Here is a 21,339-nt window from a genome sequence, read left to right on the forward strand (position 1 = left end):
TGAGGTGATCACAATGACCGATGACCCCGCCGTTGCGCGGACGCAGAGTCCGGTGTACCAGGCAGATCCTGCGGCACCAGTCATCGTCGCAGGAGTCGACGGTTCGCCGACCAGTTGGGACGCATTCTCCTGGGCAGCCGGGGAAGCGCTGCGCTCCAACGGCAGACTCATCGTCGTCTACGTCATGCCTTTCACCGAACCCGCGGCCGCTCTCGCTGTGCCGTACGACTACGCCGGCCTCGAGAACACCAGACAAGCGATCGCCGGCGAGCTCGAAGACGAAGCAAAGCGCCTTGTCCACGACCTCGGCATCTCGGTCAGCTTTGTCAGCGCGTACGGCAACGCCACCGAAACCCTGGCTGACGTCGCGCGCAGCGTCAACGCCAAACTCGTCGTGGTCGGCCGGTCCGCGAAGAGGTGGCACCAGGTCGCCGGGTCCCTCAGCCATCGCCTGATCTGCCGAAAGGACGCACCTGTCGTGGTTGTCGTACCCTGACCGCGGCAGTCGAGAACGAGCGCCGCGCCCTGCCGCTGTCCCGGCGTGCCGGGAGTGGCGGTACCCGGCAGCAAACCCTCGGGATTCCGACGCGCTGCCGCTCGATCCTCGGGATCCGGGCATTGTCAGGGCCAAGGAGTTGCGGCGAGCCGACGGCGCGGGCTCACAACGACCGCGTCCTGCCCGATGAGGCGCACCGGAGGCGGTGCCAGCCGCGTGGTGGAGATGATGCTGGAGGCAACGATCCGGCAATGGAGCGCGCAAACTGGCTGGGCGGTGCGTTCGATCCCACCCAGGCTCGATTTCTGATGATCACGGCGATCACGCATCACCGGTTCGCCTCGCAGATCTGGGGAGACGACGAGGTTCGCAAGCTGCACGCCGAGCTGGCGGAGATCGAGCTCATGGCGGCACGCGTACTCGCACACCTGCAGGTCAGCGCTGAGTGATCGAATTGACCACGCTGCGTGGCGGCGGGTCGCGCCGTGGACTCGTACGCTGTAAGGCCGGCGGTCGTGGGCGATGCTTCCTCTCGTCAGGACGCACAAGGGCTCCGGCTGGCAGGTAGCGGGAGCGGCCAGGCCCCGGGGATACTCGTTGACATGCCGACTGAGCCGTCCGACCAGCGCACACAGAGCGACGAAGGTAGAGCTGTGTCGCGCGTGCTGCTGGCTGAGGACGATGTCCTCCTCCGTGCCGGCCTGGCCGGCCTGCTGGAGCGGTCGGGGTTCGACGTGGTCGGGCAGACCGGCGACAGCGCGTGGATCCTTCCGCTCGTGCGCGACCTGAAGCCCGATCTGGTCGTGATGGACATCCGGATGCCGCCGACCAACACCACCGAGGGACTGGACGCCGCGCGGGAGATCCGCAAGCAGCTCCCGGAGATCGGCATCCTGCTGCTCTCGGCCCACGCCGAGGTCGAGCATGCGATGGAGTTGCTGGCCACCGGTCAGCGGATCGGCTACCTGCTCAAGAGCCGGGTGACGGATGTGGACGAGTTCGTCGAGACGCTGGAGCGGATCATCAGGGGTGGTTCGGTGATGGATCCCGCGCTGGTGCAGGAGCTGGTAGGAGCGCGGCGGCGTAACGACCCACTGGCCGGGCTGAGCCAGCGGGAGCACGAGGTACTCGCGCTGATGGCCGAGGGACGTTCGAACGCCGGCATCGCGCGACGGTTGTGGGTGACGGAGGGGACCGTGGAGAAGCACGTCCGGCACATCCTGGCCAAGCTGAGCCTGCCGGAGGCCGACGACGACCACCGCCGGGTGCTCGCGGTGGTCACCTTCCTCGAATCCCGCTGACCAGGCCGGCCACAGTCAAGCCGGCAGCCCGAGCAGATCGCGGATGGCGGGAGCGGACAGCCTCGTCTTGGGCAAGAACCCGGCGACCGGGCTGGCCGAGATCAGCTCCGCGTAGTCCTCCTCGGCGTGGGTGGAGACCAGGATCACCGTCGCCGGCGCCAAGTCGGTCTCGCGGGTCAGCCGCCGTACGACGTCGAAGCCGCTCTCCCCGCCGAGGTCGATGTCGACCAAGGTGACGTCCGGTCCGAGTTCCGTGGCGCGCCGTACCGCGTCGTCCCCGTTCGACGCCACGGCCGCGACCACCATGCCCTCGCGCTCCAGCAGACCGCGTGCAGCCGCCAGGAAATGACGGCTGTCATCAACGATCAAGCAGCGCAACTCCATGGGTTCAGCATGCCAACCGACCGGTTCACGGACAATCCGGCTAGCTGAACCCACCAGTAGCGCCGGGGTTCCTGCTGTCATGACCCCGGTCTTCGCGCTGGCGGTAAGGAGAACGGCGGGACGGGCTGGCACCGTGGTTGGTGTGCGGCACTCGATCAGCCGGCGTCGGCTCAGGACCACCTGACGATGCTCGGATACCTGCAGCAGCTCGGTGGACAGCTCGGGGCGTGGTTCTACGTCATCGCCGGCGGTCTCGCCTGTGCCGAGGCCGCGGTCATGCTCGGGCTGGTTCTTCCCGGCGAGACGGCCTTGGTGGTGGCCGGATTCGCCGCCCACCAGGGCTGGATCTCCTTGTGGCCGATGGTGGCGGTCGCGATCGGCTCGGCGGCCCTCGGCGACAGCGTGGGCTATGAGGTCGGGCGTCGCCTCGGACCGACGCTGCGATCGTCCCGGTTGGGTCGCCGGGTCGGCGACGATCGATGGCGGCGAACCGATGACTTCCTTCGGCGGCACGGCGGACGGGCCGTGCTGCTCGGCCGATTCACCGCCGGCCTGCGAGCACTGACACCGGGCATGGCCGGCATGGCAGGGATGCCGTACCTGCGTACGTTCCTGCCGTGGAATGTGGCCGGCGCCGTCGTCTGGGGTGCGGGCTGCGTGCTGCTCGGCTACGTATTCTCCGCCTCGCTGACGACGCTGAACCACGCTCTCACCTCTGTGCCCCTCGTGCTGATCGCTGTGGCCGCCGCCGTCTTCGTCCTTCTCCGCATCCGAAAGAGGCACCGGGTCCGTTGAACACCGTGATTTGCCGCCAGCCGGTACGGCGAATGGCCGCTGACCGTGACGACATCCGGTCGCTCCAGCGGCGTCGTGGGACGGGCGGAAGGGAAGGCTCGCCGGCAATGGTCGAAAGGGCCGATGGTGGTGTCGACGCTCCTGCTCTCCGTGGCAGCCCGGTTACGCGACGGTGGACCGGATCAGCGCGCAGAGCTTCCTCGATGGCAAGCTCGACTTGATCGGCTTCCACCACGTCTACTCGGTGATCACTCCCGCAGCGTGATCCGAGGCAGTACCCGACAGAACCCGGAAGCCATGTGAGAGGAGTACACAATGGCGAAGCTGGCATTCATCGGTCTCGGCCTGATGGGCACACCCATGGCCACTCGGTTGCTCGAGGCCGGTCATGACGTGACCGTATGGAACAGGACCGCTGCGAAGACCAAACCGCTGACCGACCACGGCGCTACGGCCGCATCGACGCCGATGGAGGCGATCGCGGGTGCCGATGCCGCGATCACCATGGTGACCAACGCGGACGCGCTCGAGCAGGTCGTGTTCGGCGAGAACGGACTGGCCGCGGCGCTGGCACCAGGGCAGTTGCTCATCGACATGTCGACGGTGGGTCCGGACGCGGTGCGCTCGGTCGCATCCCGCCTGCCAGCCGGCGTCGCCATGGTCGACGCGCCCGTGCGGGGCAGCGTTCCCCAGGCCACTACCGGTCGGCTGGCCATCTACGTCGGCGCGGATCCCTCCGAATTCCAGCGCGTGGAGCCGATCCTCACGCCACTCGGCACGCTGCACCACGTCGGCGGGCTCGGAGCGGGCGCGGCCACCAAGGTCGTCGTGAACTCCACGCTCGGCGCGGCCATCGCCGCCTTCGGCGAAGCCCTTGCCCTCGGCGACGACTTCGGGCTGGAGCGTTCCGTCGTACTCGACGTACTGAGTGACACCCCGATCGCGGGCACCGTCGTGGCCAAACGCGCCAACGTCGAATCCGGCACCTACCCTGCCAACTTCAAGCTCAGCCTGGCTCTCAAGGATCTCAACCTGGTCGTCGAGATCGCCGAGCAGAACGGCCGGCGGCTGGAGGTGGCGGCGGCGTCCCGTGACTGGCTCGAGGAGGCGGCCGTGGCCGGCGCGGCCGACCTCGACTATTCGGCGGTGATCCCCACGATCACCTCGGACGGGGGACGACGTCCGGTGTGACCACAGCCGCGAAGAGCAGTGCCATGAACGCGGCGAGTTGAGTGACCGCCAACGTCCGCCAGCGCAGCGGATGGCCGGTCGGCGGCTATGCGGCCATCGCGTCCACGGCCCTCATGCGGTCGGCTGCCGATAGGGGATGCCGTACGGCGCGAACACCTCGTGCAGCAGGCGGTCGCTCTCCTCGTCGTACCGCACTGTGTAGACCGCGGCCCGGCGGAGTTGCTGGATGGTCAGCGCGACGCCCGCCTTGGACGCCACGTGCATCTCGACCGACCGGTGGATCGCTATGGCGGACGGCATCACGGACCTCTGGCGCTCGGACTGCCAGATCTTCAGCCAGACCGGCCGTGTCGTTGCCTCAGACGTCATCCCTGACCGCCCCTCGGGCGACGGCAATCTGATGAAGTGCCGAGCTGAAGGCCAACCCGGCGCGAAGTTTCGGTCCGCTTGTCCACGGTGACCAGGATTGGCCTTCGGGTGGGCCGCCGGCATCGCCGCCAGCGGCAATTCGGAGTGCTGGCCAAGAGGGGGTCCGCATCCCTGCTAGCTGGGTGGCCTGGCTACCCTCCTTCCCGGCAAAGGGCTAGCGTCGCCTTGTGAACGCGCCGGACTCTGGAGCTGACGCGGATCGCGCCCCAGATCCGCGGACAGGTCGTGATCCGCAAAGTCCGGCGCGGTTTCGTCAACGAGTTCTGAGTTGGTGCCAATCTGAGTGAGTTGGATGTTTATCGGTATACGACTGGCGTCAGAATTGGATCGTGACCGCAACCATCCACCTCGTGCACGGCCTGGCGAGCCGCATGCCGGCGGACTGCCATGAGCTCCGCTCGCACCTGCACGAGGTTCAGGCGGAACCTCAGGACCCCATCGCCTTGCCCCGTTTCCGGCGATGGTCGCGTGCCCTGAGGATCTGAGCACCTCAGTGAACACTGACAGCCACCATCCGTGGGTTGCCTGGAGATGGTGGCTGCTGCGCTGACCACCACCCGATTTGGTGATCCGTCCAGCTCCCTGGTCGCTGCGATGCCAGATCCGAGAAGCCGTTCCAACAACATGAAGAAGAGGACACAGTGATGCTCGATCCCGTCGTCGACAAAGGTCAGCTGACCGAGACTGACCGCTTCATCTTCGAGTCGTGGGGCTACTTCATGATTCCCAACGTCTTGACCAAGGAGGAGGCCGCGGAGGCGTACGACGTTTCGCGGCGTCTGCACCAGACACGCGACCGCGAGTTCGGGCAGATCGGCCGGACCTACGAGAGCGAGCCGGTTCTCGAGCGGCTCATAGATCATCCTGACGTCCTTCCGAAGGTGCAGGGTCTGCTCGGCGACCGATTCGTGCTGCAGGCCGGCTGGAACACCATGCAGCCGGCGCACGCGGGGAACGGCCGTTGGCACCAGGACGGATCGTCCGCCTTCGACTTCAAGGACCTGGGATTCCCGGTTCCCCTGCTTCAGCTCCGCGTGTCGTATCTGCTCACCGATCAGACCGTGCCCGGCATGGGCAACATGGAGCTGATTCCCGGCAGCCACCGCTCGCGAGTCGGTCTACCTGACGCAATCCGTGAGCGCAACGACGACATCGCGATCGGCCATGTCGTGTGCGCCGAGGCCGGGGCTGCTCTGGTGTTCCACAACGGCGTCTGGCATCGATCCTTCCGCCACGATGGCGACTACGACCGCTTTACAACGCACTACGTCTACAGCCCACCGTGGGTCCGCATGGCCGACCGTTTCAGCAACGACCCCGAGTTCCTCGAGCGCACCACGCCCCTGAGGCGGGCACTGATGGGGGAGTTCGCCAGGCCGGACGCCCCGTTCGGCGCCAACTACGATCCGCTGCCGATCTGACGCACGGACTCGCTTCCCCGCGACACCGGCCTTTCGCTGAGTTGGGAGGCCGGTGCCTCGTGTCCGATTCGACCTGACCCGCAACCAGTCAACCCAGCAGCTGACATAGGCGTCAACGACGATCTGCGGCGGCCTCGTGCCGAGGCCGAGAGCCGCTGCTGACGCCCCGGCTCGTTGATCGGGCTGCTTGCAGACGCAGCTCGAGTAGGCGGGCCACGATCTCAGTGTTGCTCTAGGCAAGCTTTCGGACATCACGCGAGCGTGTCAGGCCGGTTGCGCCGCCGAACTGCTGCCCGCTTCCGGCAGGTGCCCTCCCGGCAGCCCTTCACCAGTCCAACCGGCCTGGTTGCAGGCATTCCGGGCAATTCCGGTGCATCGATGGACTGCGAGTCCTAGAGTGCGTGGGGTGAGTCTTTCGCATCTCGGTGCGCCGATCGGGCCGATGATCCGGGTCCACGGCGGGTTCGCCAACCGGACGTACCGGCTCGACACCGACCAGGGGTCGTTCGCGGTGAAGGAGTTGAACCTCGTCGACCGCCGCTCGACCTACCACATCGAGGACGTGTTCAGGTTCGAGCGGGCGGCCTTCGCGGCCGGCATCCCGATGCCAGAGCCGATCTCGGCCAGCCACGACACGCTCGTGCACCGGTGGGTCGAGGGAAAGAAGATGCCCGAAGCACCGGTGTCGGAGGCGTACGCGCTCGAGATCGGTGAGATTCTCGCGCGCCTCCACGCGTTGGACGTCGAGTGGACCCACGTGTCGATCGAGGACCCGGCGCCACGGGACTGGCCCGAGCTCGCCGAGCGGGCGGCGGCGACCGGACAGCCGTGGGCCGACGAGCTCGCCTCCCAGGTCGAGACGCTCCTCGCGATTGCCCACTTCGTCGACACCTGCGAACGGCCAGGCCCCGTTGTGCTGACCCACAAGGACATCCAACCGTGGAACCTGCTCGCTCGAGACGGTCGGCCGGTAGTACTCGACTGGGAGCTCTCGGGGATGCTCGACCTGGCCGGTGAGCTCGGCTCGACCGCGCTGAGCCTCGCGAAGGGACCTGGCTTCGACGACATCGAGCCCGCCATCTTCCGCTCGGTCCTCGACGGCTATGTTGCAGGAGGCGGAGCGCTGCCGCCGGCGGGACCGAGCTGGTTCGTGTTCATGATCGGCGGCTGGCTGGGGCACACAAGGTGGAACATCCTCCGTTGCCTGGCCGGTGTCGAGGCGGGCACAGGCCCTGACCTCGCGCTGTCGCACGAGTCCGTGCGCAACGGCGTACGCGGCCTACCCGACATGTCCGGCCGACTTCCCGAGCTCGAGACGCTGCTCGTGTGACAGTGACCCGCTTCTGTGCCGGGTACGCCGCGGTGCAGAACCGGGCTGTAGGACGTGCGGGGTTCGCTGGCTGTGTGAGATGTCCCTCTCCCGTCGTCGTGGCGCTGGTGGCCTGGGGAGGTTGACCATGTAGTGGTGACCTCTTCGCCCCGCCCGCCGCACGTCGGTGGCCGACCGGATCCGATAGGTGGGACTACCGCGCTCGGTGGAGAGTCCGCTCCCGCCGGCGGGTACCTGCTGGACAACGCGCGCGCCGAGGCGGGCGAGCGATTCGTTTGGCTGGCCGAGCTGTTCGACGGTGTGACGCGCGGGCACTTCGATCGACTGGGGGTCAGGGCTGGCTCGCGCTGCTGGGAAGTGGGGGCCGGTGGCCCCGGTATCCCGGAGGCGCTCACGGCGGCCGTCGGTCCGACCGGGCACGTGCTGGCCACGGACATCGACCCGTCGTGGCTGAAGGCAGGCGACGGGTACGAGGTGCGCCGGCACGACGTCGCCGCTGATCCGCCCCCGGAGCCGGGGACGTTCGATCTGGTGCACGCCCGGCTCGTGCTGGTCCACGTACCCGACCGGGCTCGGGCGTTGGCAACGATGGCGGCAGCGCTACGGCCCGGCGGCTGGCTGCTGGTCGAGGACGCCGATACCGCTCTGCAGCCACTGGCATGCCTGGACGACAGCGGCCCTGCGCAGCAGCGGGCCAATCGGCTGCGCGACGCGGTCCGGGAGCTGTTGACGCGCCGCGGCGCGGACCTTCGCTACGGCCGGACACTGCCGCGGGCATTGCGTGAGGCCGGGTTGATAGATGTCGCCGCGGCGGGCTCTTTCCCGGTCGGCGGGCTGGCCTGCGACCGGCTGGAGGCGTCGACCATCCGGCACGTGCGCGGCGAACTGCTCGCGGCCGGCCTGGCCGACGACGCCGAGATCGACGCGCACCTGGCCGCCATCGACGCGGGCGAACTCGACCTGACACTCGCGCCGCTGATCTCGGCCTGGGGACGCCGTCCAGCCGAGCACCCGCCGGCACTCGGCTAGGTGCGGATCCAGGCGCTGTCCGACCTGCCCTGCAGCGCTAAGGAGTTGACCTAGGGCTGGTGTGCTCACCAGACGCGCCGTCGAGGGCTGGATGTCGGCGGAGGCTCAGGCCGGGATGCGGCCTGGGGCCCAGAGTGCGCCGACGTCTTCCCCTGCTGCTTCGCGTCGTTGCAGGTCGGTGATGAACTCGACGAAGTCGTGCTCCGGGCGCCAGCCGAGCAGGTCAGCCGCCTCGCTGAGGTCGTGCTGCTCGACGCTGTCCGGCAGCGCGAGTCCGTGGCGTTCGATCAGTGCCGCTGCGCCCGGCATCCGTGACTCCGACCACTCGGCACCGTGCGCGGCGAAGTCGGCGCGGACCTCCTCCGGCATCCCGTGGTCGCTGTGCACGATCGTACGGAACAGGTCGAAGCGGTGCGCGAGGGCGGCCTCGGTCGCGGCGGCCGTCGCGGTCGCGATATCGCGTACGTCGACGCCGTTCCGCAGCAGCCGCTCGCCCCAGCGCAGGTAGGGCTCGGGCACGAAGCCGTGGTAACGCAGGAGCGCGACCGAGGCCCCGGTGCTCTCCTGGTACATCCTCCAGAGATCCTCGCCGAGGACCTTGGTGACGCTGTAGACGCTGCCCCAGCCGTACGCCATCGAGGAGGCGAAGACGACACTGCGGATGCCGGCCGCCCGGCGTGCTTGGACGACGTTGAAGGTGCCGTCGACGTTGACCGCGAAGATCGTCGCGTCGCTGACGCCCGGGCGGTGTGCGTTGTGCCAGGCCGCGAGGTGTACGACTGCGTCGCAGGCCTCCACCGCCTCGAGCACGTCGGTCGGCGTGCGGGTGTCGCAGCGCACGAATTCGCCGATCGCGGCGTCTGCGGGATCGGGCGAGGGGGTGACGTCCGCGCGCCGCACGTGATTGCCTGCCGCGGCGAGCCGTCGGGAGACCTCCCGTCCGGCGACGCCTGATGCTCCGGTGACCAGGACTGTGCTCATTCGGATCCTCCACGTCAAGTCGGGAAGCACGTGCGGGGGCGACGCTACCGGGGCGGGGCGGCCGCCGAGTCGAGGGACCGGGAGGAGTACGTCGATAGAGAAGGTCGCAACTGGTGGTGGGTTCCCCGGCCACGGTCCGGCCGGGCACCTCACAGTCGGAACATCCCCTTGACGGCCGGGGAACCCACCGACAACCTCAGCACGGGAGCTTGTGACAAGACAACCGGCTGACAGTATTCGGACAGGCCGCGAGGGCCGTGTCCGTCCGGATGTCGCTGCACTGATACGTACGCCGGCAGTCGAGCGATCTTGCCGGGTGTGCCGTACGGGCGGTGGCAGTCTCCGATGGCGGCCTTGCGCAGCAAGGAAGTGGTTTCGAACTCTGTTCACTCCTCACCGGTGGCAGTCCGCAGCTCTGCGCCTGTGCGGGTTGTGCGATGCCCAGGGGGTCGGCCCTGGAACTTGTGATCGTGGTTCCCCAAGGTGTGTCCGCTCGGGATGGAGATTCACGCGAGGAGTCACAACCCGCGCTCGGCAGCGGGACTGCCGAGCGCGGCATCGGTGGGTCAGGTTCGGTAGCGGAAGATGATCCGGCCTCGGGTCAGGTCGTAGGGGCTGAGCTCCACGAGGACGCGGTCTTCGGGGAGGATCTTGATGTAGTTCTTCCGGATCTTCCCGCTGATGTGGGCGAGCACCTGGTGGCCGTTGGTGAGTTCGACCCGGAAGTTGGCGTTGCGGAGGCACTCGACGACGGTGCCCTCGACTTCGATGCCGCCTGCTGTCCTCGGCATCGTCAGGCCCCTTCCGGCCGGCGGATCAGTTCCAGACTGCCGCCCGTACGGCGTGCGCCGAACCCCTCGAACAGCGCCATCGCGGCCGTGTTGGTCTCGTCGATCTCTGCCGTGGCTGCTTCGAAACCAGAGCGGTGCAGCCCGCCCAGCACTTGACTCAGCAACGCCCGGGCGATGCCGTGCCGTTGCTCGGCCGCCAGAACCGCGACCAGCCCGATGCGCGGGCGCCGGGTCATCGTGGCTACCCGGACCAGCCCGACGTACCGGTCGTCCCGTACCGCGACCGTGTACTTCGATGTGTCGATCGGCCTCGTCCCGCCTTGCCAGGGCAGTACCTCGGCGGGCATCGTCTGCCAGCCGACGGTGGACTCGACCTCGTCGCGAATCGCCTGGTCCAGATCACGCAGCGGAGCCTCGGCCACGTCGTCGGCGGTCGCGATGAGCACCCCTGACGGTACGGTCGCCCGGGTGAGTCCCGTGGGTACGACGAACTCCGATTCGCGGCGCCACGTCGCGAACCCCGCGCGGACCCAACTGGCCGTGAGGTCGCGGTCGGTCTCGTCGACCACCGTGTACAGCGGTGTCGACTGGTCGGCCAGCATCGCGGCGGCGAGCCGGTCGAAGACGGCGGCGCGCCAGGTGTCGATACTGAGGAAGGTCCGGCCGTCGAGCCGGCGCGAAGCGTGACCACGGCCGACGACGAGGTCGTTCTCCACCGCGTGCCACTGATTCACCGCGACGCGCGAGATCGTCACCGCGTGGGCACCGAGGCCCGCACTGTTAGGCAAAGAGTTCATAGGTGTTTCCCTTCGGGAGTGCCGAACTTCTGGAGGCGCTCCCGGCGACACCTATGTCAATCGCCCGCCCGTGACCACGAGGGGGAGCACCCACTGCGCTACAGCGTTCATGGGTCTCACCTCCAGGCGTGATGTCACGGACCACGGCACGGTACCAACCGGTCCACCGCACCAGCCAACCATTTACGGGCAAGGTGTCCCGAGAGGCTCGGGGAACGGGGAGGGACTCAGGTAATCCGGAGCGACCCACTACCCCGAAGCCCGTCCCGGCGGCCAGGTGCGAGGTTCACCCCTGATCTGGTCCCTTCACCCCGGGTATGCGGTGGGTAGAAGGGTGCAGCTGCGAGGTTCTCCCCGGAAATTGACCTGGGCGGAAGGCGCGTGCGGTGACGACCTCGACGGTTCTTGGCGAGGCACTACTTACCTCAAGCGTCGCCACCGTCAGCCTCGTCGCCGGCTGTGCGGACCTGAGCAGGCCAAGGACGGACCGGGTGCGACGGCTCAACTGTCACCTGCGCCGACCGCCGCCGATACACATCCATCTACGCGTGTACCCGTGCAACTCGCCTGGAGCCATACGGGGTACGGCGACGCGGACATGTCCTTTACGGTATGGGTCCGCTGGGGGGCTCAGTGGTTAGGAGTGATGCTGAAAGTACGCAGCGGGGGTACTCGGCGTCCCGGCACTTGACGGAACGGCCGTACCAAGGAACGAGTTAGGCGTGCATCGCCGGTGCGTACGACAGGCCGATGATCGAACCCTCGCTCGACTGGAGCCGAGCGACGTCTGACCCCCAGGGCTGGGTGCGCGCCTCGTGGAGCAGCGCGAAGCCTTCTCCTTCGGGCTGTCACCTTTCCTCAGCAGGATTCGTCAGTGTGGCGAATCAATTCCATGAGGATCAACGGAGAAGAACAAGATGACTGCCAGGATGAAGAATCCCGCCATGGTGCTTCCGGACGCGATGACGGGAATCCAGAACATCTACAAGGCGATGCACAAGGGCGGAGTCCCGCAAACCACCCTGGAGTTGGTGCATCTGCGTGCAAGTCAGATCAACGGTTGCAGCCCGTGCGTTGACGCCGGGGTGAAGAGCGCGCGGAAGGCCGGGGAGAGTGACGACCGCTTGCTGCAGGTCGTCGCCTGGCGCGAGTCGGACCTGTTCACCGACGCCGAGCGGGCCGCGCTCGCGATGGCCGAGGCCGCGACCCGGCTGGCGGATCACCCGGAGGCGGTGTCCGACGAGATCTGGTCGGAGGCGGCGGACCACTTCGATGAGCAGCAGTTGGCCGCGATCATCCTGATGATCGGCATCACCAACCTGTTCAATCGCCTGAACACCACAATCCGTGAGCCTGCCGGCGCCACCTGGGGCTGAGGTTCGGCGTACTCGCGCAGCCGCGCACGGCGACACCGGATCGGGAAGGGTATCGCTGGGCCTTAGTCCGCGATGAGTACGTCGATGTCGAGCTGCCGCAGCCGCGCGGGGTCGGCGAGGATGTCGATGGCAACGACCTTGCCGCCCGTGATCGTGAAGCTCATCACCGCCATCGGCTGACCGTCGGCCACGGTGATCAGACCGGCGTTGCCGTTGACAAGCACCGGCAGCGGGAAGGCGGACAGTCGGCGGAATGTCATCGCCTGGCCGGCAACCGAGGCAACCCCGCGGATCTCGGTCCAGCTGGCGCCTGCGATCAGACCGCGGTCCGCACGCAGTACGACGTCTGGATGTAACAGAGTGACCAGCGCGGCGAAATCCCCGTCGCGCGATGCCGCCTGGAATGCCTCGACCACGCGACGTTGCAGGGCGAGATCGGGATCCGGCGCCGGTGCCGCTGTACGCACCCGGCGCCGGGCGCGACTGGCCAGCTGCTTGGCCGCGGGGACCGTGCGCTGGAGGATCGTCGCGATCTCCTCGAACGGCACGCCGAACAGATCATGCAGGACGAAGGCGAGTCGTTCAGCCGGCCCGAGCGACTCGAGGACCACCAGCAGCGCAAGCCCGACCGAGTCGGCGATCAGGACCTCGTCCTCAGGATTGACCGTCTCGTCGCGGCTCACGATCGGGTCCGGGAGATGTGCCTCGTACCGCGCCTCGCGGCGGGCGGTGCGACGGCGGAGGAGATCCAGGCAGACCCGTCCGACGACCGTCGTGAGCCAGCCGCCGAGGTTCTCCACATCGCTGGTGTCGGTGCGGTTCAGCCGCAGCCATGCCTCCTGCACCGCGTCGTCGGCCTCGCTCAAGGAGCCGAGCATCCGGTAGGCGACCGCCTTCAGATGCGGCCGGTGCGTCTCGAATCCGTCGGCCAGATAGTCCTGCTCGTTCATCGCTCACCCTTCTCCGTTCACTGTCAGGGATCTGACGGATCAAACCGAGCCGAGGTGACTGATGCAGATGTCACCTTCACCCGCCGGGCTGCGTCAGTGCAGCGAGGACCGGGATCCCCGGTCGACGACATAGGAGCAACCCCAGATGGAAATGAGCAGGAGAAGGGCTCTCACTGTCGGTGTGGGCGCCTCACTGGCCGCGTCGGCTTCCGGCGAGGCCTTCGGTACGGCGGATCGCCGGCCGGCGAGAGGGATGGACGACGAGCTGCTGGCCAGGCGGCTGGACGGCGACTTCCACAGCCACTTCGCGCGTGTCAACGGCGTACGACTGCATTACGTTGCCGGGGGCAAGGGTGAGCCGCTGGTGCTGGTGCCGGGCTGGCCGGCGACGTGGTGGAGCTATCACAAGGTGATGCCGCTGCACGCTCAGCACTATCGGGTGATCGTCGTCGACATCCGCGGCATGGGCGCCTCGGAACGCCCAGCCGGCGGCTACGACAAGAAGACGATGGCTCGCGACATCTACGAACTGGTCCGCAGCCTCGGCTACCGGCAGGTCAACATCGCCGGGCACGACATCGGGGCGATGGTGGCCTTCAGCTTCGCGGCCAACCACGGTGCCGCGACGCGGCGAGTCGCGCTCCTGGACGTCCTGCACCCTGACGAGACCCTCTACGACCTGCCGATGCTGACCAAGCCCGGTGCCGGCGTACACATGTGGTGGTGGGCCTTCAACCAGGTCAAGGAGCTTCCCGGCCAACTCCTGCACGGCCGGTCCAGGTACCTGATCGACTGGCACTACGGCATCGGTCTACGGGACCAGGGCAACGTCACAGACGCAGACCGCCGCGTCTACACCTCCTGGTACGACGAGCCGGACGCGATCCGGGCCTCCAACGGGTGGTACCAGGCCGTCCACCAGGACATCGCCGACATGAAGACCTACACCAAGGTCACCATGCCGCTGCTGGGATTGATCGCCGCCACGTCGCGCCAGTGGTTCGAGTACACACTGCCCCAGATCGCAGCCGACATCCGCGGCATCATCACCGTGGACAAAGCCCTCCACTGGCTGTGCGAGGAAGACCCGGACCTGGTCACGAAGTCCTTGCTCGACTTCCTGGTCTGAGTGGAGGCGACGACGCACGGCGATGTTCGTCAGAGCGGTCTGTGACCTGAGCCCTCTCTTCGCCCACGACGTGATGGAAGGCGACCAGGCCAACCCGACCGGTCGGACGCTCGAGCGGCCGAAGACAAACGTGGCGAGGGCACTTCGGGTGGAGCTCACTGGATCGGACGGTTGACGCGCCGTCCTGTAGTGGCTTGGGATGGCCGCGGAGGGTCGGAGACAAGAGAGGCGGCATGTCGATGAGGCAGGGACCGGGCCGCGACCTGGCGCAGGAGCTACTGGCGATGGCGGCCGAGGATGAGGCCGTGCGAGCGGAGCTGGTGGCGGACGGGTCGCTATTCGACGGCTATCACTCCCGGATGGCGGAGGTCCATCGGCGAAATGCCACGCGGCTCGACGCGATCATCGACGCGCATGGCTGGCCGGGGCGTGTCCTCGTAGGCGAGGATGCGTCACGGGCGGCGTTCGTGGTGCTGCAGCATGCGATCGGCTCGCCGGCGGTGATGCGGCGCGGTCTGCCGCTCGTACAGGCGGCCGCGATGGACGGGGACGTAGATCCGGTCCAGGTTGCGATGCTGGAGGACCGCATCCTGAGCTTCGAGGGGAAGCCGCAGCGCTACGGGACCCAGTTCGACTGGGACGAGGACGGCCTGCTCAACCCTCTCCCGATCGCCGACCCGGCGGACGTCGACGCACGCCGCCGCGCCGTACGCCTCGACTCCCTGGCCGAGAACGTTGCACGCATCCGCGCCAACGCACTGCGGGACGGCCACCAGCGACCCGAGAACCCGGCCGCCCGCCACGAGGCGGCCGCGTCCTGGGCTCGCTCTGTCGGCTGGCGGACGTGATCGTCGAACCTACGACGTACGCGGTGATCCGAGCCTGCGTTGCAGCTCAATCCGCGATCTCGGCCCGGCTGTCCTCCGTCGCTGCTAACGCACCCGGCGATCGAGACGACCACTTGTCTTGATTTCGGCATGCGACAGGTCTTGGCGCGTGGTGCCGAGCACGAACGCGACGAGGTCGGGGAGGTCTGCCTGTACGGCGTAGTGGTCGGCGGCAAGGTGCTTTGCTCAGGAGGGTGACTTCTTCGCCGCCGAGGGCACGGGGTGGGTTCTTGGGCCGGGAACCGATGGCGTCGACCTCGCGGACCGAGTTGACGGAGGTCGCTCCGTAGCGGTCGGCGAGTCTCATCGGTCCTAAGAGATCGCGTGGCAGGTTTGCGGTGGGGAACCGGAGCCGTCCTTCATCTTGGACAGGACGGTATCGATGCGTGAGGTAGTGGCTGCACCGAACGTGGCGTTGTCCGAGGGCGGGGAGATGCGGTTCTTGGTGGCTCGACGGTAGGTGTCGAGCGATGTCGGGGAGCGCTTGCCGTCAGCGATCGGACCCTCGAAGCGACGGCGGAGACCGGCCGGACGTCGGCGCCGTGATCGCGGTACTTCGCTTGTGACTTGTACTGGATGGGCAATGGTCGTCCTGGCATCTCGAGCCTCCAATCGGTGCGGTGGTTGGAGGCTCGACGCTGGTCGCCGTGGAGAACCGAAGAGGCGGCATCGATGCGAACTGATGTGACCTGACGCACGGGTCACGATCAAATGAAGCTCGGCGGAGTGGTCCCGGCGCTGCCAGCCCAGCGACAGCGCCGAGGTCGGCAGGCCGGCTCGAAGCGGACGTTGGGCAAGCGAGTGCGTAAAGAGTGCGCTTGAGGCACGACAAAGCCCAGTGCACTTGCGTGACCTGAGCTGATGTGCGCCGCCAGGGACTCGAACCCCGAACCCGCTGATAATCGGGCCGCTCTGCTCGATGTTGCTCTCTTTGCCCGAAAGACCTTTATTTCTTGGGCATTCGCCGCTTCGTGTGTGCTCGTCGCTGCGGCTTGGCTCCTCATGTTGCCCGTTGAATCCCGACCCACAAGGCGCACCGAATCTCCGTCGTCTGCCGTTGCTGGCGCGTCCGCAGGTGACGGTTACGTGTCAACCCGAGACACAGTCTCCGTGCTCGACCGCGAGCTGTCATGAGGCGATTTCGTGTCGATGTCGGACCGGCGTGCTTGGCTGTCGTGACGTCGATTGCAAGTGGGGTCGCAAGGACGGCCCGATCGGAGGTTGAGGTGTCAGACGGCACGGAAGGCGTGAAGATCTCGCAGCACGACGCGCTACAGCGCGCGAGAGAGTCGAATCTGAGCAAACTTGAAGGACTGAGCGAATACGACTTACGCAGGCCGATGACGCAAACGGGGACCAACCTGCTCGGGGTCATGAAGCATCTCTGCGGTATGGAATATGCCTATCTCGGGGAGACCTTTGGCCGCACGCTCCTCCCTGAGCGTGTTCCGGGAGATGACGAGGACTTGTGGAACAGCGGCGACATGTGGGCGAGGCCCGATGAGTCCAGCGAGTACATCCTCGGCTGGTACCAGCGAACGTGCGCGTATGCCGACGAGACGATACGGATGCTCGATCTCGATGCATCTGGCTCGGTTCCGCACTGGCCTGAGGGGAACCGGACGACTCTCGGCGCGATGATCGCGCTTGTGCTCGGGGAAGAATGTCGCCACGGAGGGCACATCGACGTCGTCCGAGAACTCATCGACGGTCGCGGCGGAACGGATCAGGCCGAATTCGGCGATGCCGAGAAGTGGCGTCAGTACCTGGCCAAACTGCAGGCAGCAGCCGACGTGTTCGCAGACAAGTCGTAGCTGGAGACAGCCACGGTTGATGGTTACGTGTCAAGCGCGCGGGTCAAGGGTCGGAGATCCCGGAGGGACGCCCGTGGGGTGTCTTGACGCGTGCCGCGCCGGACCGTCCCTCCATGATTGCTAGCGGGGCGATGCGGGTACCCACGGTCAGACGGGCGGCGTAAGCGATCAGGCGAGATGGATAGCGGGCCTCACCCAGAAAGAGGCCGAGGCTTCGAACGGGTCCGCTCAGAACCGAGTCAGTCTCATGGAGAACGGCCGGGTCCGGGTCGACGCCGACGAGGTCGAGCGGACTCTCGCTGTCTACGGCACACCGAACAGTCGCCGCTCGGAGGTCATCGAGGTTGCGGCGCTGACCCAGGACGTCTACATGGGACGCACGGCCAAGAACCCAGCGGAGGCCAACGCACTGGAGACGATCGCTGAGGACCCCTAGCGACACAGCCCACCCCACAAGTCACACCTGGGATGGGTTCACCATGACGGAACCCGCCTCAGACATGCATGTTTGTGCGCCGCCAGGGACTCGAACCCCGAACCCGCTGATTTGCAGCCGAACTTGCTCATGGATTGCCGTAGGCAATCAAAATCTGTTGCAGGTAACGGATTCAGCGGTTGCGCTGGACGCATCAGGTCTCATAGCTAGCCGTCCTCTCGCGCTGATTGAGGTGCGTAAAGAGGTGTGCAGGAGCGGCTGCCGGGGTTGCGAGGTCGGCGAGCTTGAGTCGCCGCCTCAGTTGCTCACGGTCATACCGGTCGTCGGACGGGACGGCCACGGTACTCGTATCCGTCAGCCCTGTACGTGGTGGAGGCCGCCTTGTGTCGGCGCAGAAAGCCTGAGGCGCCTGGAACCTCGATGACTAGCCTGACCAGACAGCGGTCTCCTCATCCGCGACTAGTGCCTCGCCAGGAAACGTCGAGGTCGTTACCGCACTCGCCTTCCGCCCGGTCAATTTCATGGGAGAACCTCGCAACTGCACCCTTCTACCCACCGCACACCCGGGGTGAAGGGACCAGATCAGGGGAGAACCTCGCAGCTGCACCCTTCTACCCACCGCATACCCGGGGTGAAGGGACCAGATCAGGGGAGAACCTCGCAGCTGCACCCTTCTACCCACCGCATACCCGGGGTGAAGGGACCAGATCAGGGGTGAACCCCGCACCTGGCCGCCGGGAGGGGCTTCGGGGTAGTGGTCGCTCCGGACTACCTCCCCAACCTCGCTTGACGCGGCACTAGCGTGCTGAAGGAGGCAGAGAACTAGGGCTACACCGCGATGCGCGTCGCCTGCCGCTGCGATCACATCGTTGTCAGCGTTCGCCTCGTGCCGGTAGCCGTCGATGTCGTCGGTTGGCGTTACGCATTACTGCCGCTCGCGATTGCGCCACTGCTCGGGACGGTCGCGATGCTGCGGCTGCGGAGACTGCCCGCCGCGGTCACCCTCGTCGACGGCCGGCTCTGATGTGCCTGGATTGTTCAGGTGGCGTCGAGGTGCTTCACCAGAACGGCGCGGGTGTAGAGGAGGTTGAAGCCGCTGCGTTGGGCGTTCTGCTGGGATTTCGAGGCGGGTTGGGTGGTGATCACGCCGACGTCGCAGCCTGCGGCAGCTGCATCGGAGAGGCGCGTGAACAGGAGAGCGGACTGGATGCCGTGGCGGCGGTGTGCGGGGAGCGTTGCGGCGCCGGCGAACTGGGCGATGCCGTCTGCTGTGCGGAGCCCGGCGCCGCCCGCGATTTCGCCGTTCAGTAGGGCGATGTAGCGCCTGATGTCCGCTGCTGCGGCGTCACGTTCGGCTTCGATGTAGGTTTCGCGCGGAAACTCCTCGCGCCACGGGACTCCTTGTGTGTCCGGTACGGCGACCGCGTCGGCCATCACGTTCAGCCAAACGTCGAGCTCCTGATCGCCGCTCGGCCGGATCTCGATTCCGTCGGGCAGCGTGACGTCGTACCTGTTGTCGATCGCGATGCCGAGCACGTTCTCGAACGACTCCAACTGGTATCCACGCCGGCTGAGGGCGATGCCGATCTCGGGGTCGGCGAGGTGCGGGAGCTCGACTTGCACGGGCGCGCCCACGGCGGCGTACGCGTGCTCGATCTCGTCGAGCTCGCGGGTGGTCGGTACGCCGCCGAATCCGAGCCCGACGACCTTGTTGAACGGCGAGTCGTGGTCGGCGAAGCTCGCGAGTCCACCCGCGATCGGGATCACGAAGCCTCGGTCATTGGCGAGGCGGCGGTGGGCGGCGACGGCGGTGGCTTCGATGAGCTGGGATTCGGCCAGCTCGATTCGCTCGGCCAGGTCGGCGTCGCAGAACAGTGGTGTTCGTTCGGTTTTCATGCCTCTCCTGCCAGGTCCTGGCTGAGCCAGACGCGGTCGCGTAGCGGGATGCCGTCGATGACGATTTCATCGGGGTAGCCGGTCGAAGGCACGAACGCGTCGCGTTCGATGCGAAGCATGCGGAAGCCTTGCCGCTGGTAGAAGCGCAGATTGCCGATGTCGGCTGCCGCTGTGGCGACGAGGAGACGTTTCGCCGCGTTCTGTCGGCAGTGTTCGAGCGCTGCGCGGACCAGAGCCCGGCCGACGCCTGTGCCGCGGCGGCTCTCGGTGACGGCCATGCTCTTCAGTTCGGCGTCGTCGCCGGTGATCAGCTGTAGGTGGCCGATGATCTCGCCGTCGTCTTCAGCCACGAACACCGCGCCGAGGTCGAGGTAGGCATCGATCTGCTGCTCGGAGTCGTCGGCCTCCCGGAAGAGCGGGCGCAGTAGATCCCGGTCCCCGTCATAGCGATGCACGATCATCTCGGCGAACTCCGGCTGTCGGCGTGGCTTTGGCTCTTCTGGATGTTTGTGTCACAGGGGGCGCGAGACGTTACGCGCCCCCTGGCATCAGCCTTCACGTGTGCTCGTTCTGATCGCCTGATCAGTCGGTGGCGAGTCCTGCGGGGCCGGAGATGGCGGCTCCGGCGGTGTCATTCTGCGTGGTGAGTGAGCCGTCGTGGTGGACGCTGAACGAGGCGACAACACCGTTGGCGAGGCGGACGTAGAGGGACGTGTTGTCACGGCTCAGCGCGGCGTCCGTGCCGCCACCGCTGGTGCTTCCTGCTACTGATGCCACCAGCCGCAAGTGCCCGTCGGTGGTGATGCGGTACGACGAGATCGACGAGCTGGCTGCGTTGACGGTGTAGGCGAAGCGGCTGTCGCGGGTGACCACGAGCCAGCAGGCGGCCGCCTGGTTGTCGCGCACCGAAGCGCTGATGGTCCGCAGTTGGTTCGCGTGTACGGCGTACGACGAGACGGCGCTGGCATCGGCTTCGGAGACGATCGCGTGGCCGCGGCGGTCGAAGGCGAATCCGTACGGCGTCGAGCCTGAGGAGTGGTGGGCGACGGCGGGTCCGGCGTAACCGTTCCTGACGGCGAAGGTGTCGATCGTCTGGTCGCCCTTGTGGGTCACGACCAAGGCCTGTCCGTCGGGGCTGAACGAGACCTGTGCGGCCGCGGTCGGATTGGCTGTGGTCTTGCTGAGTGCCCTGGTCGAGTGTGGCAGCGGCTGGAGGTGGCCGTCGTGGCTCACCCGGAGGCCGCTGATGTTTTCGCTGTTCTGGTTCAGGACGTAGACAAGTCCATGGCGCACGGTGAGGCTGACCGGCTGGTCGCCGCCGCTGGCGGCGACGTCACGGCGTACCAGGCCGTGGCCGGTGATGGCGAGGGTCGAGATGGTGTCGTCCCCGGCGTTCACGGCGAACAGCAGGTTGCCGTCTCGGACCAGACCGTTCTGCGAGGCGAGGGAGGAACCCAGCCCACGACCGCCGGTCGGGACTGTGGCGCCGGCCTGCAGCCGGCCGTCATGCAACCGGTCGAAGACCTGGATCGCGTTACCGGCGGCCGAGTTGGTCGTCTCGTAGACGTGCCCGACGACCGGGTTCGCGACAGGGCCGGCCGTCGCGTGTGCGGGGGAGAGTCCGAGCAGGGACGCCGCGGCGACGGCGGCCAGTGCGGGAGCCAGGACACGGGCCGATCTGGTGCGCATGGAAGTTCCTTTCCTAGGGCGATACCGCTGAATTCCTTTGACAATAGATGTCTGAGCAATGCCCAATAAGGAATCTCCGCTGGCGGTAAGGGACCCGTTATCCCGGCCGAAATTGTTCGTAAATCATAAGGGGTTATCGCCGGTAGTTCGGTGGAATACGGAGAGCGACGGAAATTAGCTTCACTCGTCGATTCGAGTCAGGAGTAGCGCGGCCGGA

The 21,339-nt window shown here is 67.0% G+C and carries 23 protein-coding genes; 14 read left to right on the forward strand and 9 right to left on the reverse strand.

Going from position 1 to position 21,339, the window contains the following annotated elements; genetic code table 11:
* Nucleotides 1-13: 13 nt before the first annotated feature.
* The 3 genes from OG555_RS24135 to OG555_RS24145 all read left to right on the forward strand — a co-directional run bounded on the left by OG555_RS24135 (nt 14) and on the right by OG555_RS24145 (nt 1,797).
* Nucleotides 14-496, forward strand: a complete 483-nt coding sequence (locus OG555_RS24135) for a universal stress protein (RefSeq protein WP_329474807.1) — start codon at nt 14-16, stop codon at nt 494-496.
* Nucleotides 497-747: 251 nt separating this feature from the next.
* Nucleotides 748-945, forward strand: a complete 198-nt coding sequence (locus tag OG555_RS24140) for a hypothetical protein (protein WP_329474808.1) — start codon at nt 748-750, stop codon at nt 943-945.
* A 153-nt stretch (nt 946-1,098) separates the two neighbouring features.
* Nucleotides 1,099-1,797 (forward strand): response regulator transcription factor, encoded by a 699-nt coding sequence (locus OG555_RS24145; RefSeq protein ID WP_329474809.1) that lies wholly within the window; start codon nt 1,099-1,101, stop codon nt 1,795-1,797.
* Between the two features lie 15 nt (nt 1,798-1,812).
* Here OG555_RS24145 and OG555_RS24150 read toward each other — a convergent pair whose 3' ends face one another.
* Complete coding sequence (locus tag OG555_RS24150) at nt 1,813-2,181, reverse strand: response regulator transcription factor (RefSeq protein WP_329474810.1); 369 nt, start codon at nt 2,179-2,181, stop codon at nt 1,813-1,815.
* 186 nt (nt 2,182-2,367) lie between these two features.
* Between OG555_RS24150 and OG555_RS24155 the strand changes: the two genes are divergently transcribed.
* Nucleotides 2,368-2,976: a DedA family protein gene (locus OG555_RS24155; RefSeq protein ID WP_329474811.1), complete on the forward strand. Its 609-nt coding sequence runs from the start codon at nt 2,368-2,370 to the stop codon at nt 2,974-2,976.
* A 315-nt stretch (nt 2,977-3,291) separates the two neighbouring features.
* Entirely contained in the window at nt 3,292-4,167 is an 876-nt protein-coding gene (locus tag OG555_RS24160; protein WP_329474812.1) for an NAD(P)-dependent oxidoreductase, read from the forward strand.
* Nucleotides 4,168-4,278: 111 nt separating this feature from the next.
* Here OG555_RS24160 and OG555_RS24165 read toward each other — a convergent pair whose 3' ends face one another.
* Nucleotides 4,279-4,536, reverse strand: coding sequence for a hypothetical protein (locus tag OG555_RS24165; RefSeq protein ID WP_329474813.1), 258 nt, complete (start codon nt 4,534-4,536; stop codon nt 4,279-4,281).
* A gap of 704 nt (nt 4,537-5,240) precedes the next feature.
* Between OG555_RS24165 and OG555_RS24170 the strand changes: the two genes are divergently transcribed.
* From OG555_RS24170 to OG555_RS24180, 3 genes are all read left to right on the forward strand, one after another.
* Nucleotides 5,241-6,017 (forward strand): phytanoyl-CoA dioxygenase family protein, encoded by a 777-nt coding sequence (locus OG555_RS24170; protein WP_329474814.1) that lies wholly within the window; start codon nt 5,241-5,243, stop codon nt 6,015-6,017.
* A 406-nt stretch (nt 6,018-6,423) separates the two neighbouring features.
* Nucleotides 6,424-7,347: a phosphotransferase family protein gene (locus OG555_RS24175; protein ID WP_329474815.1), complete on the forward strand. Its 924-nt coding sequence runs from the start codon at nt 6,424-6,426 to the stop codon at nt 7,345-7,347.
* Between the two features lie 135 nt (nt 7,348-7,482).
* Nucleotides 7,483-8,376, forward strand: coding sequence for a methyltransferase domain-containing protein (locus OG555_RS24180; RefSeq protein ID WP_329474816.1), 894 nt, complete (start codon nt 7,483-7,485; stop codon nt 8,374-8,376).
* A gap of 105 nt (nt 8,377-8,481) precedes the next feature.
* On the opposite strand, the gene OG555_RS24185 is transcribed toward OG555_RS24180, so the two are convergent.
* The 3 genes from OG555_RS24185 to OG555_RS24195 all read right to left on the reverse strand — a co-directional run bounded on the left by OG555_RS24185 (nt 8,482) and on the right by OG555_RS24195 (nt 10,945).
* Nucleotides 8,482-9,357, reverse strand: coding sequence for an NAD-dependent epimerase/dehydratase family protein (locus OG555_RS24185; protein WP_329474817.1), 876 nt, complete (start codon nt 9,355-9,357; stop codon nt 8,482-8,484).
* 566 nt (nt 9,358-9,923) lie between these two features.
* Nucleotides 9,924-10,148 carry a translation initiation factor IF-1 gene (gene infA / locus OG555_RS24190; protein ID WP_328519767.1) on the reverse strand — a complete coding sequence of 75 codons (225 nt, stop codon included), beginning with the start codon at nt 10,146-10,148 and terminating at the stop codon, nt 9,924-9,926.
* A gap of 2 nt (nt 10,149-10,150) precedes the next feature.
* Nucleotides 10,151-10,945 carry a GNAT family N-acetyltransferase gene (locus OG555_RS24195; protein WP_329474818.1) on the reverse strand — a complete coding sequence of 265 codons (795 nt, stop codon included), beginning with the start codon at nt 10,943-10,945 and terminating at the stop codon, nt 10,151-10,153.
* A 917-nt stretch (nt 10,946-11,862) separates the two neighbouring features.
* On the opposite strand from OG555_RS24195, the gene OG555_RS24200 reads away from it, so the two are divergent.
* Nucleotides 11,863-12,321, forward strand: coding sequence for a carboxymuconolactone decarboxylase family protein (locus tag OG555_RS24200; protein ID WP_329474819.1), 459 nt, complete (start codon nt 11,863-11,865; stop codon nt 12,319-12,321).
* Nucleotides 12,322-12,383: 62 nt separating this feature from the next.
* Here OG555_RS24200 and OG555_RS24205 read toward each other — a convergent pair whose 3' ends face one another.
* On the reverse strand, nt 12,384-13,271 hold the full coding sequence (locus OG555_RS24205; protein ID WP_329474820.1) for a sigma-70 family RNA polymerase sigma factor: 888 nt from the start codon (nt 13,269-13,271) through the stop codon (nt 12,384-12,386).
* A 181-nt stretch (nt 13,272-13,452) separates the two neighbouring features.
* Between OG555_RS24205 and OG555_RS24210 the strand changes: the two genes are divergently transcribed.
* The 5 genes from OG555_RS24210 (at nt 13,453) to OG555_RS24230 (ending at nt 18,561) form a co-directional block, all read left to right on the forward strand.
* On the forward strand, nt 13,453-14,400 hold the full coding sequence (locus tag OG555_RS24210; RefSeq protein WP_329474821.1) for an alpha/beta fold hydrolase: 948 nt from the start codon (nt 13,453-13,455) through the stop codon (nt 14,398-14,400).
* 239 nt (nt 14,401-14,639) lie between these two features.
* Nucleotides 14,640-15,248: a DUF6624 domain-containing protein gene (locus OG555_RS24215; protein WP_329474822.1), complete on the forward strand. Its 609-nt coding sequence runs from the start codon at nt 14,640-14,642 to the stop codon at nt 15,246-15,248.
* A gap of 1,265 nt (nt 15,249-16,513) precedes the next feature.
* Nucleotides 16,514-17,101 (forward strand): DinB family protein, encoded by a 588-nt coding sequence (locus OG555_RS24220; RefSeq protein WP_329474823.1) that lies wholly within the window; start codon nt 16,514-16,516, stop codon nt 17,099-17,101.
* A gap of 181 nt (nt 17,102-17,282) precedes the next feature.
* Nucleotides 17,283-17,537: a helix-turn-helix domain-containing protein gene (locus OG555_RS24225; protein ID WP_329484862.1), complete on the forward strand. Its 255-nt coding sequence runs from the start codon at nt 17,283-17,285 to the stop codon at nt 17,535-17,537.
* Between the two features lie 886 nt (nt 17,538-18,423).
* Entirely contained in the window at nt 18,424-18,561 is a 138-nt protein-coding gene (locus tag OG555_RS24230) for a hypothetical protein (RefSeq protein ID WP_329474824.1), read from the forward strand.
* 14 nt (nt 18,562-18,575) lie between these two features.
* Here OG555_RS24230 and OG555_RS24235 read toward each other — a convergent pair whose 3' ends face one another.
* From OG555_RS24235 to OG555_RS24245, 3 genes are all read right to left on the reverse strand, one after another.
* The gene (locus tag OG555_RS24235) at nt 18,576-19,433 is read right to left on the reverse strand and encodes a GNAT family N-acetyltransferase (protein WP_329474825.1); all 858 of its coding nucleotides are present in this window, start codon (nt 19,431-19,433) and stop codon (nt 18,576-18,578) included.
* On the reverse strand, nt 19,430-19,894 hold the full coding sequence (locus tag OG555_RS24240) for a GNAT family N-acetyltransferase (RefSeq protein WP_329474826.1): 465 nt from the start codon (nt 19,892-19,894) through the stop codon (nt 19,430-19,432). Before OG555_RS24240 ends, OG555_RS24235 begins: the two co-directional genes overlap by 4 nt.
* A gap of 121 nt (nt 19,895-20,015) precedes the next feature.
* Entirely contained in the window at nt 20,016-21,122 is a 1,107-nt protein-coding gene (locus OG555_RS24245; protein ID WP_329474827.1) for a lactonase family protein, read from the reverse strand.
* Nucleotides 21,123-21,339 lie beyond the last annotated feature (217 nt).

It is taken from the genome of Kribbella sp. NBC_01484, from assembly GCF_036227145.1.
Classification (GTDB): domain Bacteria; phylum Actinomycetota; class Actinomycetes; order Propionibacteriales; family Kribbellaceae; genus Kribbella.

Excerpts from the sequence above, each read along its gene's own strand:
- OG555_RS24185 (WP_329474817.1), bottom strand. The coding sequence starts at position 9,357 with ATGAGCACAGTCCTGGTCACCGGAGCATCAGGCGTCGCCGGACGGGAG.
- OG555_RS24205 (WP_329474820.1), bottom strand. The coding sequence starts at position 13,271 with ATGAACGAGCAGGACTATCTGGCCGACGGATTCGAGACGCACCGGCCG.
- OG555_RS24240 (WP_329474826.1), bottom strand. The coding sequence starts at position 19,894 with ATGATCGTGCATCGCTATGACGGGGACCGGGATCTACTGCGCCCGCTC.
- OG555_RS24235 (WP_329474825.1), bottom strand. The coding sequence starts at position 19,433 with ATGAAAACCGAACGAACACCACTGTTCTGCGACGCCGACCTGGCCGAG.
- OG555_RS24160 (WP_329474812.1), top strand. The coding sequence starts at position 3,292 with ATGGCGAAGCTGGCATTCATCGGTCTCGGCCTGATGGGCACACCCATG.
- OG555_RS24170 (WP_329474814.1), top strand. The coding sequence starts at position 5,241 with ATGCTCGATCCCGTCGTCGACAAAGGTCAGCTGACCGAGACTGACCGC.
- OG555_RS24200 (WP_329474819.1), top strand. The coding sequence starts at position 11,863 with ATGACTGCCAGGATGAAGAATCCCGCCATGGTGCTTCCGGACGCGATG.
- OG555_RS24150 (WP_329474810.1), bottom strand. The coding sequence starts at position 2,181 with ATGGAGTTGCGCTGCTTGATCGTTGATGACAGCCGTCATTTCCTGGCG.
- OG555_RS24140 (WP_329474808.1), top strand. The coding sequence starts at position 748 with ATGGAGCGCGCAAACTGGCTGGGCGGTGCGTTCGATCCCACCCAGGCT.
- OG555_RS24245 (WP_329474827.1), bottom strand. The coding sequence starts at position 21,122 with ATGCGCACCAGATCGGCCCGTGTCCTGGCTCCCGCACTGGCCGCCGTC.
- OG555_RS24145 (WP_329474809.1), top strand. The coding sequence starts at position 1,099 with ATGCCGACTGAGCCGTCCGACCAGCGCACACAGAGCGACGAAGGTAGA.
- OG555_RS24165 (WP_329474813.1), bottom strand. The coding sequence starts at position 4,536 with ATGACGTCTGAGGCAACGACACGGCCGGTCTGGCTGAAGATCTGGCAG.
- infA (WP_328519767.1), bottom strand. The coding sequence starts at position 10,148 with ATGCCGAGGACAGCAGGCGGCATCGAAGTCGAGGGCACCGTCGTCGAG.
- OG555_RS24155 (WP_329474811.1), top strand. The coding sequence starts at position 2,368 with ATGCTCGGATACCTGCAGCAGCTCGGTGGACAGCTCGGGGCGTGGTTC.
- OG555_RS24215 (WP_329474822.1), top strand. The coding sequence starts at position 14,640 with ATGAGGCAGGGACCGGGCCGCGACCTGGCGCAGGAGCTACTGGCGATG.
- OG555_RS24195 (WP_329474818.1), bottom strand. The coding sequence starts at position 10,945 with ATGAACTCTTTGCCTAACAGTGCGGGCCTCGGTGCCCACGCGGTGACG.
- OG555_RS24135 (WP_329474807.1), top strand. The coding sequence starts at position 14 with ATGACCGATGACCCCGCCGTTGCGCGGACGCAGAGTCCGGTGTACCAG.